Consider the following 12,651-nt stretch of genomic DNA (forward strand, 5'->3'; position numbering starts at 1 on the left):
CGCCGCGCGCAGCTTGCCGGCCTCACGGATATAGGGCCGGTCGAGACGCTGGGTGCGCAGGCCGTCGACGACGTGGCGGGTCTTGTCGGAGATCCACTCCTCGTTCACGGCCTCGTTGATGCGCGGCAGCACGCGCATCACCTCGCGGCCGCGGGTGTCGACGCGGATCGCGGACCCGATGCCGTCCATCACGTCGACCGACTGGGTCTTGCCGAGCTCCCACGGACGCGCCGCGAAGGCATAAGGCTTCGAGGTCAACGCGCCGACCGGGCAGATGTCGACGAGATTGCCCTGCAATTCCGACGTCAGCGCGTGCTCGAGATAGGTCGTGATTTCCATGTCCTCGCCGCGACCGGTCGCACCCATCTCAGGGGCGCCGGCCACTTCCGCCGAGAAGCGCACGCAGCGCGTGCACTGGATGCAGCGGTTCATCGAGGTCTTGACCAGCGCGCCGAGATATTTGTCCTCGACCGCGCGCTTGTTCTCGGCGAAGCGGCTGGTGTCGACACCATAGCCCATCGCCTGGTCCTGCAGGTCGCACTCGCCGCCCTGGTCGCAGATCGGGCAGTCCAGGGGATGGTTGATCAGAAGGAATTCCATCACACCTTCGCGCGCCTTCTTCACCATCGGCGAACGCGTGGAGATTTCCGGCGGCTCGCCCTTGGGACCCGGACGGCAATCGCGCACGCCCCAGGCGCAGCTCGCAACCGGCTTCGGGCCGCCCTTCACTTCGACGAGGCACATCCGGCAATTGCCGGCAATCGACAGCCGTTCGTGATAGCAGAAGCGCGGAATCTCGGCGCCGGCGGCTTCGCACGCCTGGAGCAGCGTGTACTCCGGCGGGACATCGATCTCTTTGCCGTCGATGATGAGCTTGGTCATTCTTCCTACTCCGCCGCGACCATGTTCACGGGATCGCGGACGCCGATATCGTCAATGTCAGCCCTGTGCGAATATTGGTCGATGCGCGCTTCGATCTCGTGACGGAAATGCGCGATCAGGCCCTGGATCGGCCAGGCCGCCGCGTCGCCGAGCGCGCAGATGGTGTGGCCTTCGACCTGCTTCGTCACCTCGAGCAGCATGTCGATTTCGCGCTTGTGGGCGCGGCCCTCGGCCATGCGGGTGAGCACGCGCCACATCCACCCCGTGCCCTCGCGGCACGGCGTGCACTGGCCGCAGCTCTCATGCTTGTAGAAATAGGAGATGCGGGCGATGGCACGGATCAGGTCGGTCGACTTGTCCATCACGATCACGGCCGCGGTGCCGAGGCCCGAGCGCAGCTTGCTCAAGGAGTCGAAATCCATCGGCGTGTCGATGATCTGCTCGGCCGGCACCATGCGCACCGACGATCCGCCGGGGATCACGGCCTTGAGGTTGTCCCAGCCGCCACGGATGCCGCCGCAATGCTTGTCGATCAGCTCACGGAACGGAATGCCCATGGCCTCTTCGACGTTGCAGGGCCGCTCGACGTGACCGGAGATGCAGAACAGCTTGGTGCCGACATTGTTCGGACGGCCGATGCCGGCGAACCAGGCCGCGCCACGGCGCAGGATGTCCGGCGCAACGGCGATGGATTCGACGTTGTTGACGGTGGTCGGGCAGCCGAACAGGCCGACATTGGCCGGGAACGGCGGCTTCAGCCGCGGCTGGCCCTTCTTGCCTTCGAGGCTTTCGAGCAGCGCGGTTTCCTCGCCGCAGATGTAAGCGCCGGCGCCGTGCGCGACGTAGATGTCGAACGGCCAGCCGTGGACGTTGTCCTTGCCGACCAGCTTGGCCTCATAGGCCTGGTCGATCGCGGCCTGGAGATGCTCGCGCTCGCGGATGAACTCGCCGCGGACATAGATGTAGCAGGCATGCGCGTTCATCGCGCAGCTGGCGATCAGGCAGCCCTCGATCAGGAGATGCGGATCGTGCCGCATGATCTCGCGATCCTTGCAGGTGCCGGGCTCGGATTCGTCGGCGTTGACGACGAGATAGCTCGGCCGGCCGTCGGTCGATTCCTTCGGCATGAACGACCATTTCAGACCGGTCGGGAAGCCGGCGCCACCGCGGCCGCGCAGGCCCGAGGCCTTCATCTCGTTGATGATCCAGTCGCGGCCCTTGTCGATGATGTTCTTCGTGCCGTCCCAGGCGCCGCGACGCCGCGCGCCCTCGAGCCCCCAATCGTGGAGGCCGTAGAGGTTCTTGAAGATGCGGTCCTTGTCCTCGAGCATATCAGTGCTTTCCGATCAACTATTGGACTGCTTGTAGGCAAGTCCGGCGGCGCAGATGCCAAAGGTCAGCGCCCAGAGCAGACTGGATTCCAGCGACGCGTTCAGGCTGAAACGCTGCAGCAGGAAAATGAAGGCGGCCGCAACAGCGGCATGCATCGCGATGAAGCCCCACTTCTTCATGGCACCGCTCCCCTGCATGGCCTGCGACGAGAGATCACGCATCAGGTGATCTCCTTCAGCGTGGTCGGCCCGCCGGTCGGCGCCGAGAACTGGCGACCGTTCTGCGGACCGGGTTTCGGCGGATTGCCCGAAGCGAAGCCGTCGAGCACCTTACCGAAGCTTTCCTTGGTCAGGTCCTCATAGGTGTCCTTGCCGATCAGCACCATCGGCGCGTTCACGCAGGCACCGAGGCACTCCACCTCTTCCCAGCTGAAATTGCCGTCCTTGGACAGATGGAACGGCTCGTGATGGATGCGGTGCTCGCAGACGTGGATCAGATCCTCGGCGCCGCGCAGCCGGCACGGCGTGGTGCCGCAGACCTGGACGTGAGCCTTCTTGCCGACGGGCGCGAGCTGGAACATCGTGTAGAAGGTCGCCACTTCCAGCACGCGGATATAGGGCATGTCGAGCATGTCGGCGATGACGCGGATCGCGGCTTCCGAGACCCAGCCGTCGTGCTGCTCCTGCGCGCGCCAGAGGATGGCGATGACCGCGGAGGCCTGACGTCCCGCCGGATATTTCGCGATCTGCTGCTTGGCGAACGCGAGGTTCTCCTCCGTGAACGCGAAGCTCGCGGGCTGGACTTCCTTCGGTGCTAATCGGCGAACGGACATCTCTTCTATCTCTCACTGCATGCGGCGCGCGGTTTTCGCATTCAGGGCTTCGATCCTGTCCTGCCAAAATGCGCTTGCGGTGCCGAAAACGTTGTAGCCGACGTGGGTCGAGACCTTGATGCGGTCGAGGATCGACAGCTCGGTCACGGTCTCCATCCGGTTGCTGCGCGGATCGAACACGATCAGCTTCAGCGGGGTCTGTTCGAGGATGAAGCGCGACACGGCATGAGAGCGGTCGCTGCCGTGCTCCTCGCACATGATGACGCTGTCGGCCTGGAGCAGCTGCGCGCCGCCCTTGATCGCCTCGATCTCGACGCCCTCGACGTCGAGCTTGATCAGGTACTTGCCGGTGCTCGCGATCTTGCCGTCCTCGATCAGATTGTCGAGCGCGATGACCGGCACGTCCTCACCGCCGGCCGACGGATCGCCGGCGATGCTGAAGGCTTCGTGCTTGGTGCCCGACAGCCGCGCGGTGCCGCGCGACGCGCCGATCGCACACTTCATGGTCTCGAAGCGATTGCCGTTGACGCGGGCGTTGTCGGCGAGCTTCGGGTAGTTCTGCCCCGACGGCTCGATCGCGATCGCCCTGTGCGCGCCGAACGGCTTGCTCGAGACCAGCACGGACCAGTAGCCGTAATTGGCGCCGCAATCGAGCAACGTGTAATCGACGTCGATGGAGTCGGCGAACAGCAGCTCGAGCTCGTCTTCATAGTTGTACGAGCGGTTGAGCAGCTTGCTCCAATAGCCGTCGCCGTAAGGGAATTCGAACACGGCGTCGGGATTGAGCCTGATCGCAATGTTGCGCTCGGGCAGCGTCTTCCGCAGCAGGTTGGCGCAGGCGATGTAGCCCATATGCGAGAAGTGCGACGAGATCTTCGATCCCGTCACCAGCGCCAAGGCAGCCGTCCGCTCCCACAGGTTGGCCCCTTCAAGGGCCCCCGTGGCGCGGTCAAACTGGATTGGCGCCTGTCCCATCACCGATCGACCTCTCCGAACACGATGTCGAGCGAGCCGAGGATCGCCGAGACGTCGGCGAGCAGATGGCCGCGGCAGATGTGGTCCATGGCCTGCAGATGCGCAAAGCCCGGCGCGCGGATCTTGCACTTGTAGGGCTTGTTGGTGCCGTCGGAGATCAGATAGACGCCGAACTCGCCCTTGGGCGCCTCGACCGCGGTGTAGACTTCGCCGGCCGGCACGTGGACGCCTTCGGTGTAGAGCTTGAAGTGGTGGATCAGCGCTTCCATCGAGCGCTTCATCTCGCCACGGCGCGGCGGCGCGACCTTGTTGTCCTCGACGACGACGGGGCCCTTCCCGTCAGGCGCGTTCAGCTTCTGGATGCACTGCTTCATGATGCGGATGGACTGCCGCATCTCTTCCATACGGATCAGGTAGCGGTCGTAGCAGTCGCCGTTCTTGCCGATCGGAATGTCGAAATCCATCTCGGCGTAGCACTCATAGGGCTGCGACTTGCGCAGGTCCCAGGCCGCGCCCGAGCCGCGCACCATCACGCCCGAGAAGCCCCACTCCCAGGCTTCCTTCAGCGGCACCACGCCGATGTCGACGTTGCGCTGCTTGAAGATGCGGTTGGCGGTGAGCAGACGGTCGAGGTCGTCCACCACTTTGAGGAACGGATCGCACCAGGCCTCGATGTCGTCGACCAGCTTTTGCGGCAGGTCCTGATGCACACCGCCGACGCGGAAGTAAGCTGCGTGCATACGGCTGCCCGAGGCGCGCTCGTAGAACACCATCAGCTTCTCGCGCTCTTCGAAACCCCACAGCGGCGGGGTCAGCGCACCAACGTCCATCGCCTGCGTGGTGACGTTGAGAAGGTGCGACAGGATGCGGCCGATCTCGCAATAGAGCACGCGGATCAGCTGGCCGCGGCGCGGCACCTCGATGCCGAGCAGCTTTTCGGCCGCCATGCAGAAGGCGTGCTCCTGGTTCATCGGCGCGACGTAGTCGAGACGGTCGAAATAAGGGATCGCCTGCAGATAGGTCTTCTGCTCGATCAGCTTTTCGGTGCCGCGGTGAAGCAGCCCGATATGCGGATCGACGCGTGCGACGACTTCGCCGTCAAGCTCCAGCACGAGGCGCAGCACGCCGTGCGCCGCAGGATGCTGCGGTCCGAAGTTGATGGTGAAATTGCGAAGCTGTTCGGGTTGCTCGTTCATGATCAGACCTTCGGCCCCGCTTTTTCATCACCCGGAAGGACCGGATAATCCGCCCCTTCCCACGGCGACAAAAAGTCGAACTTGCGGAATTCCTGGTTGAGCCGGACGGGCTCGTACACCACCCGCTTCTCCTGGTCGTCGTAGCGGACCTCGACGAAACCGGTGGTCGGGAAATCTTTGCGCAGCGGATGGCCCTCGAACCCGTAATCGGTGAGGATGCGGCGCATGTCGGGATGACCGACGAAGAACACGCCGTAGAGGTCGTAGGCCTCGCGCTCGAACCAGTCGGCGCCGGGGAACACTTCGATCAGCGACGGCACCTGCGTGGTCTCGTCGGCCTGGGCCTTGAGCCGGATGCGCGTGTTCAGGGTCGGGGACAGGAAGTGATAGATCACGTCGAAGCGCTTCTCGCGCGACGGATAGTCCGCTGCCGTGATGTCGGTGAAGTTGATGAAGCGGCAATTCGGGTCGTCGCGGAGGTACTTGACCACCTCGACGATCTTGCTGGCCTCGACATCAACCGTGAGCTGGTTGAAGGCCACCGAATGACCGATGGCAGCGCCCGGAAGCGCGCTAACGATCGTCTGCCCTAGGGCGTCGAGCTTGGCGTCGTCCATGACGTAAAACCTTAGCGTTCGATGGTGCCGGTGCGCCGGATCTTCTTCTGCAGCAGCAGCACGCCGTAGAGCAGCGCTTCCGCCGTGGGCGGGCAGCCCGGCACGTAGATGTCGATCGGCACGATGCGGTCGCAGCCGCGCACGACCGAGTAGGAATAGTGGTAGTAGCCGCCGCCGTTGGCGCAGGAGCCCATCGAGATGACGTAGCGCGGCTCCGGCATCTGGTCGTAGACCTTGCGCAGCGCCGGCGCCATCTTGTTGGTCAGCGTGCCCGCGACGATCATCACGTCGGACTGGCGCGGCGAGGCACGCGGGGCGAAGCCGAAGCGCTCGACGTCATAGCGCGGCATCGACACCTGCATCATCTCGACCGCGCAGCAGGCGAGGCCGAAGGTCATCCACATCAAGGAGCCGGTGCGCGCCCAGGTGATGAGGTCGTCGGTCGCGGCCACGAAGAAGCCCTTGTCGGACAGCTCGGAATTGACCTCGAGGAAGAACGGATCATTGGCCCCGACCGGCTTGCCGGTCGACGGGTCCAGGATGCCCTTGGGGGCCGGCGCTAGAACCGGACCCGTGGACGATGCAGGGTTCAATCCCATTCGAGTGCTCCCTTTTTCCATTCATAGGCGAACCCGACCGTCAGCACGGCGAGGAACACCACCATGGACCAGAAGCCGGTCGCGCCAAGCTTGCCGAACGCCACCGCCCAGGGAAACAGGAACGCCACCTCGAGGTCGAAGATGATGAAGAGGATGGCGACCAGGTAGAAGCGGACGTCGAATTTCATGCGAGCGTCGTCGAAGGCGTTGAAACCGCACTCATACGCCGACAGCTTTTCGGGATCCGGCTGCTGGAACGCCACGATGAAGGGCGCGATCAGCAGCACGAGGCCGATGAGGCCCGCTACCCCTATAAAGACGACGAGTGGAAGATAGTTCTGCAGAATGCCGCTCATTGGCGAGCCCTTTTTCCCGGAGCCTCGGGACAGCCACGGATTCGTCCGATTTGGAATTATTCTGAGCCTTAGCGCAGTGCACCAATGGGCGCAAGACACGCTCTTTTTAGGCCCTTTGCCGCCCCCAGAACGGTGAAAAAATCCCGGAATCACCCCGCGCTGGTATGGAGCAGATCGCCAAGCCCAGCAAGGGCAGCCACAGTTTTGCAGGGCAGCAGCTCTGAGATTGCGGCCCACAGGCCACGGCAACGTTTTGCCGTGCATCAGCTGAGAAAAACGCCTGGTTTTCGGGTGCGGCAGCGCACCCAAGCCGCCGGTTGCCCACGGTCATGAGCCCCGACTGTCGCTTCGGCGACATATAGCGACCGTGTCCGGAGCAGCGGCGCCGAACCGCCGATGATCATCGCGGTCGCGAGGCACCTATCCACAGGCGCAAGCGATCAGACGAGCCATGCATCACGGCTGGACCGGACCTGCCTCCTGCGAGAACGGCTCCCTCCCTGCGATATATTGCAGGTCCGACCGGTCGCGAGCGCGGCGGCGGCGACGTACAGGGCCGTCGCGCGCGCCGCGCCCGCATGAGCTTCGGGCTGGGGGGCATAGCCCGGGAGCTCATCTATCTCCTGATGGAAGATCGGCGGCGCCAGATGCCGCCGCCCTTACCCGTCCTCACCATTTGTACGAGACGCTGGCGGTCACGCGCCGACGGTCGCCGTAGAAGCAGGACGTCGGGAACGAACAGCTCGCGACATAGATCTTGTCGGTCAGGTTGATCACGTTCAGCGCCGTACGCCAGTTCTGCCATTCGTAATGCAGCGCGAGATCGCCGAGCACCACTGCGGGAACCTCGAGGGTGTTGGCCGGGTCGGCCCAGGACGAGCCGATGTAGCGCACGCCACCGCCGAAACCGAAGCCTTCGAGCGGCCCATCCTTGAAGGTGTAGTCGGCCCAGCCGGAGACCAGGAGCTGGGGCGTGTTGGTCGGCGTCTTGCCGACCAGCGACGGATCGAGATCCCGGCTGTTGAAGAGATGATAGGCGGTGAAGGCGCCGATCAGCTTGAGTTCCTTGGTGGCATTGGCCACCGCTTCGAGCTCGATGCCGCGCGAGGTCACCTCGCCGGTCTGGTTCAGCAGGATCGGCGTGCCGGCGGTCGTCGCCACGTTCTGCCGCTTCAGGTCGAACACCGAGGCCGTGAAATAGCCGTCGAACCCCTTCGGCGCGACCTTTATGCCGATCTCGGTCTGCTGCCCGGTCTCCGGCAGGAACAGCTGGTTGCTGGCGTTGAGACCGATGACCGGATTGTAGCTCGTCGCATAGGAGATATAGGGCGCGATGCCGTTGTCGAAATTGTAGATCAGCCCGGCCCGCCCGCTGAACTTGCTGTCGTCACGGCTGGCGACCGCGGCCCCGGTGTCGCGCGCATCCTGCGTCGTCTCGACCCAATCGTTGCGGCCGCTCAGCACCAGCGTGAAGTTGCCGAGCTTCATCTGATCCTGAAGGTACGTGCCGCCTGCTTCTGCGTGATCTGGAAATTGCGGAAGGGTGCGCCCGTGAGCGGAATGTTGAGACCGTAGACGGGATTGAAGACATTGATCGACGGAACGGTGCCGAAATTGAAGTTCTGGTAGTCGTCGATCTGATAACCCTTCAGGTCCACCCCGAACAGCATCGTGTGCCGCACCGGCCCCGTGTTGAAGCGGTACTCGAGCTGGTTATCGAGATTGGCCTGGTTCGCTGTGTTCTTCGCATACCAATTATAGCGGCCCATCGCCGCCGTATTGATGTCGGCCCAACCGTTGCCGATGAAACCGCGATAGGTCAGGTCAATATGCGCGAACCGCGCATTCTGGCGAAACGTCAGGTCGTCGTTGAGATTACGTTCGAACCGGTAGCCGAGCATCTCCTGCTCGCGTGTGAACTTGTCGACATTGGGATCGCCGACGAAGAAGCTGGTCGGGATCTTGCCGAACGGCGCGTTCGTCACTGTACCTTGGTACGGCAGGAAGTTGATGCCCCTTGTGTCCGTCTTCGAGGCCGATGCGAGAACTGTGAAAGTCGTGTCGGCATCCGGCTTCCATGTGAACGAGGGCGCGATGAAGTAATTGTTGTCGGGCGTGAAGTCGACCTGCGTACCGCCGTTCCTGACCTCGCCGACGACGCGATAGTACAACTTGCCGTCCTGCGGCTGCGTCGCTATCGGCCCGCCGACATCGAAGCCGATATAGGCATTGCCGAAATTGTTGACGCCCGTCTCGATGTAGCGGATCGGCTCGGCCGGCGGCATCTTGCTGATGACGTTCACGATGCCATTGCGCAAGCGATGCCTGCGGCACCACAACCAAAGCGGACGCGGTCGCCAACACGGCCGACCGCAGCATTCCCAGACTGTTCAACGCGCCACCCCAAAACGTATCTGCATGCGTCATGCCATCAGTCCCGTGACGGCATGCACTTGCGATGACGCTTATGGGAGGGTGCGCGATTTCCTAATTGAAAGCTTCTTAGAAGGACTCTTAGAAGCGCTCGAACATTTCCGGAGATTGCTGCGAGATCAGCGCGAACTCTTCTCGCTCTCGAGCATCTCGGCGGCGATCGCCGTGAGCTGATCGACCTGCCGCATCAGCGTGTGGAACTCAGCTTCGCTCAAATGCTCCAGCAGGCGCCGGTTGCGCTCCTGCGCGCCGTCGACGATCGCGTCATGCGCAACGAGACCTGCAGGCGTCAGCGAGATCAGCACCTCGCGGCTGTCTCTCGGATTAGCCGATTTCGCGATCAGCTTGCGCGAGAGCAGATCGGCCAGCGCGCGGCTGATCTGTCCCTTGTCCTGGCCGACAGCCTCGGCGAGCCGCGCCACGCTCATCGGCGGCCGGCGGCCGAGCGAGGCGACGAGACCGAACTCGACCAAGGACAAGCCGGTGAGGCGCTTGTAGCGCAGGATCGCGCCACGCTTGAGCAAATTGGCAAGCACCATCAGTCGCGCCGACAGCATCATAGTGATCGGGGCCGATGGTTCGCTCTCGTCCGCTGCGGGCGACGTCGCCCCGCCCCTGCTCTCGGTCTGGCTCATGATCCACCTCTGCCAAGAAAGCCGGCACCTGCCAAGCCGGGTCAAAGAGCCTCCGCGGTCACGACCACGCTCGGCGCCCTCTTGTTCATCCGGGCCGCCCGCGATCCGGGGTGACATCGGCCGTGCCGCCGCCTGAGACCGGGCCCGGCTCGGCCCGTTCAGCGAAACCAGCCGGGCGGGAGATGAAACCATTTTGCGGAACCCGCGAAACCATCCGGAAACAGATGGTCCTTAAGACAAGAGCCATAGACGGCGGCAAAGCCCGTCGGGAGGCTCAGATGAACCACTCCATTCACTCTGCTGATCGTGCGACCCACCTCAAGATCGTGGTGGTGGCGCTGGTGGCCGGCATCATGGTGGCCGGCTTCGGGATCGCAGCGCGTACCAATGCCGATTACAGCCAGACCGCCCAATCCACCCACGTTATCAAGGCCGGCAAGCCGGTGGTGGTGACGAGCGCCGGGACGTCGGAGATTCGCTGAAACATTCTCTTCCGGGCTGACCAATGGCCGCCTCCGGGCGGCCTTTTTCGTTTTCCAGAGCAATGCTTAGCCGAGATACACCGGTGAAGCGCAACGTCCTTGACTTCACTCAGCCCCGCCTTTAAGTCCCCCCTCGTTCCGCGCGCGTCAGCGAACCACGCGGGAGTAGCTCAGTTGGTTAGAGCGCCGGCCTGTCACGCCGGAGGTCGCGGGTTCGAGCCCCGTCTCTCGCGCCATTTTGGCAATCCCTTCATAGTCTTAGCCTGAACTTATCGAGGCCTGTCGCAACTGTGGCGGGCCGTGGACGGCGTTCGGCCGGCTGGGCTGGCGGCGGTGTCAGCCCACGCCCGAATCGTCTACGGGTCAAAGGACTTAGAGGGATCCCCCCACCCCCATTCTCGGCTTTTCCAGGGATGCCCCGTCATTGGACCATCGAGGAGGCCAGTCATGGCTAAGAAGGATCTGGCTAAGAAGGATCTGGCTAAGAAGGATTCGGCAAAGAAGGCAGCCGCTCCCGCCACCATCACGCTCAAGCACCTCGCCGCCGATATCGCGGAGAGCCAGGATCTGTCGAAAAAGCACGCCGAAGCTGCCCTAACCGACATGGTCGATTTGATCACCAAGCACCTGAAGAAGGGCGACCGCGTCCGCATCGTCGGGCTCGGCATCCTCCAGGTCCGCAAGCGCGCCGCCCGCACCGGCCGCAATCCCGCCACCGGCGAGCCGATCCACATCAAGGCCAGCAAGAAGGTCACCTTCCGCCCGGTCAAGGAACTGAAAGAGGCGATCTGAGGTGAGCGTTCGTTAAGCCTGATCCGCGCCGTTCCGGCCGCATCCCGGCCCGCTTTTTCTGATATACCGCCCGCTTCCCCTGACCCCGGCGGTTTGACCAGAAATGTCCTCCCTCACCTTCTCGCATACCGTGACCGAGCGCTTCCTGCGCTACGTCACCATCGACACCCAGTCTGATCCGGAATCCCCTCACTCGCCTTCGACCGAGAAGCAGAAGGATCTCGGCCGCGTGCTCGCCGCGGAGCTGAAGGCCATGGGCGTCGAGGACGCGCATCTCGACCACTATGGCTACGTCTACGGCACGATCCCGGCCAACACCGACAAGAAAGTGCCGGTGATCTGCTTCTGCTCGCACATGGACACCTCGCCCGACGTGACCGGCAAGGACGTCAAGCCGCAGCTGTTGAAGAACTATCGCGGCGGCGACATCACGCTGCCGGGCGACACCAGCCAGGTGATCCGCTTCAATGAGCACCCTGCGCTGAAGAACCAGATCGGCAACGACATCATCACCACCGACGGCACGACGCTGCTCGGCGCCGACAACAAGGCCGGCATCGCCGAGATCATGGATGCCGCGTATTTCTTCATCAACAACCCCGATGTGAAGCACGGCACCATCAAGATCCTGTTCACGCCGGACGAAGAGATCGGCCGCGGCGTCGACAATGTCGACCTGAAGAAGCTGGGGGCCGATTTCGGCTACACCATGGACGGCGAGAGCGCGGGCTGCGTCGAGGACGAGACCTTCTCTGCCGATGGCGCCACCATCACCATCAACGGCGTCAGCGCACACCCCGGCTACGCCAAGGGCAAGATGGAGCACGCGATCAAGATCGCGGCCGCCATCGTCGAGCGCCTGCCCAAAGAAGGCTGCTCGCCGGAAACGACCTCAGGCAAGCAGGGCTTTCTGCATCCGATCGGCATCGAGGGCGCGCTGGAGCAGGCGAGGCTGTCCTTCATCGTCCGCGACTTCACCGAGGAAGGGCTGAAGGAGAAAGAGGACCTGCTCGAGTCCATCGTCAAGGACGTGATGAAGGACTATCCGCGCTCGACCTACAAGTTCGAGGTCCGCGAGCAGTACCGCAACATGAAGCAGGTGATCGACCGTCACCCGCACGTGCTCGAATACGCCATTGAGGCGATCCGCCGTGCCGGCCTGCGCCCGATGCGCACCGCGATCCGCGGCGGCACCGATGGCTCGCGCCTGTCCTTCATGGGCCTGCCCTGCCCCAACATCTTTGCCGGCGAGCACGCGTTTCACTCGCGGCTGGAATGGGTCAGCCGGCAGGACATGGAAAAGGCCGTGCAGACGATCGTGCACCTCGCCATGATCTGGGAAGAAAAGGCCTGAGCTAGCCGATCTCCGTCATGGCCGGGCTCGCGCCCGGCCATGACGCTCGGAGATTTACGGCACCGGCATTGCGCGCGGGCTGCGATGGAAGCGGTTGGAGCTCGCCATCCAGTTCGGCAACGGCTCTCCATCGCGGTGGCGCCCGCCGGCGACAGCCGCAGCCCAG

Annotated in this window: 13 protein-coding genes, 1 tRNA gene and 1 pseudogene; 4 read left to right on the forward strand and 11 right to left on the reverse strand. The window is 63.5% G+C overall.

The window, feature by feature from the left end; translation table 11 throughout:
- The 11 genes and pseudogenes from nuoG to MOV75_RS11190 all read right to left on the reverse strand — a co-directional run.
- On the reverse strand, window positions 1-882 hold an 882-nt coding region (nuoG, locus tag MOV75_RS11140; RefSeq protein WP_247005680.1), incomplete at its 3' end, for an NADH-quinone oxidoreductase subunit NuoG.
- A gap of 5 nt (window positions 883-887) precedes the next feature.
- Window positions 888-2,213, reverse strand: coding sequence for an NADH-quinone oxidoreductase subunit NuoF (gene nuoF / locus MOV75_RS11145; RefSeq protein WP_246929281.1), 1,326 nt, complete (start codon window positions 2,211-2,213; stop codon window positions 888-890).
- A gap of 15 nt (window positions 2,214-2,228) precedes the next feature.
- On the reverse strand, window positions 2,229-2,435 hold the full coding sequence (locus MOV75_RS11150; RefSeq protein ID WP_246929283.1) for a hypothetical protein: 207 nt from the start codon (window positions 2,433-2,435) through the stop codon (window positions 2,229-2,231).
- A complete protein-coding gene (nuoE, locus tag MOV75_RS11155; protein ID WP_018455089.1) occupies window positions 2,435-3,046 on the reverse strand; it encodes an NADH-quinone oxidoreductase subunit NuoE in 612 nt (203 codons plus the stop codon). Before nuoE ends, MOV75_RS11150 begins: the two co-directional genes overlap by 1 nt.
- Window positions 3,047-3,058: 12 nt before the next feature.
- Window positions 3,059-4,021 (reverse strand): FkbM family methyltransferase, encoded by a 963-nt coding sequence (locus MOV75_RS11160; RefSeq protein WP_247005682.1) that lies wholly within the window; start codon window positions 4,019-4,021, stop codon window positions 3,059-3,061.
- The gene (locus tag MOV75_RS11165) at window positions 4,021-5,217 is read right to left on the reverse strand and encodes an NADH-quinone oxidoreductase subunit D (protein WP_246929287.1); all 1,197 of its coding nucleotides are present in this window, start codon (window positions 5,215-5,217) and stop codon (window positions 4,021-4,023) included. Before MOV75_RS11165 ends, MOV75_RS11160 begins: the two co-directional genes overlap by 1 nt.
- Window positions 5,218-5,219: 2 nt before the next feature.
- Complete coding sequence (locus MOV75_RS11170) at window positions 5,220-5,834, reverse strand: NADH-quinone oxidoreductase subunit C (RefSeq protein ID WP_247005684.1); 615 nt, start codon at window positions 5,832-5,834, stop codon at window positions 5,220-5,222.
- A gap of 11 nt (window positions 5,835-5,845) precedes the next feature.
- Window positions 5,846-6,433 carry an NADH-quinone oxidoreductase subunit B family protein gene (locus MOV75_RS11175; RefSeq protein WP_167533053.1) on the reverse strand — a complete coding sequence of 196 codons (588 nt, stop codon included), beginning with the start codon at window positions 6,431-6,433 and terminating at the stop codon, window positions 5,846-5,848.
- Window positions 6,424-6,789: an NADH-quinone oxidoreductase subunit A gene (locus tag MOV75_RS11180; protein WP_008136158.1), complete on the reverse strand. Its 366-nt coding sequence runs from the start codon at window positions 6,787-6,789 to the stop codon at window positions 6,424-6,426. Before MOV75_RS11180 ends, MOV75_RS11175 begins: the two co-directional genes overlap by 10 nt.
- Before the next feature lie 669 nt (window positions 6,790-7,458).
- A pseudogene (locus MOV75_RS11185) lies at window positions 7,459-9,101 on the reverse strand (TonB-dependent siderophore receptor); the annotation flags it as partial.
- A gap of 240 nt (window positions 9,102-9,341) precedes the next feature.
- Window positions 9,342-9,857: a MarR family winged helix-turn-helix transcriptional regulator gene (locus MOV75_RS11190; protein ID WP_246930538.1), complete on the reverse strand. Its 516-nt coding sequence runs from the start codon at window positions 9,855-9,857 to the stop codon at window positions 9,342-9,344.
- A gap of 278 nt (window positions 9,858-10,135) precedes the next feature.
- Here MOV75_RS11190 and MOV75_RS11195 point away from each other — a divergent pair, with 278 nt between their 5' ends.
- From MOV75_RS11195 to pepT, 4 genes are all read left to right on the forward strand, one after another.
- Window positions 10,136-10,339, forward strand: coding sequence for a hypothetical protein (locus tag MOV75_RS11195; protein ID WP_063194782.1), 204 nt, complete (start codon window positions 10,136-10,138; stop codon window positions 10,337-10,339).
- 159 nt (window positions 10,340-10,498) lie between these two features.
- A tRNA-Asp gene (locus tag MOV75_RS11200) sits at window positions 10,499-10,575 on the forward strand.
- A 211-nt stretch (window positions 10,576-10,786) separates the two neighbouring features.
- The gene (locus MOV75_RS11205) at window positions 10,787-11,131 is read left to right on the forward strand and encodes an HU family DNA-binding protein (protein WP_246930537.1); all 345 of its coding nucleotides are present in this window, start codon (window positions 10,787-10,789) and stop codon (window positions 11,129-11,131) included.
- A gap of 103 nt (window positions 11,132-11,234) precedes the next feature.
- Window positions 11,235-12,485 (forward strand): peptidase T, encoded by a 1,251-nt coding sequence (gene pepT / locus MOV75_RS11210; RefSeq protein WP_246930535.1) that lies wholly within the window; start codon window positions 11,235-11,237, stop codon window positions 12,483-12,485.
- The last annotated feature ends 166 nt before the right edge of the window (window positions 12,486-12,651 follow it).

The organism is Bradyrhizobium sp. PRIMUS42 (assembly GCF_023006515.1).
Classification (GTDB): domain Bacteria; phylum Pseudomonadota; class Alphaproteobacteria; order Rhizobiales; family Xanthobacteraceae; genus Bradyrhizobium.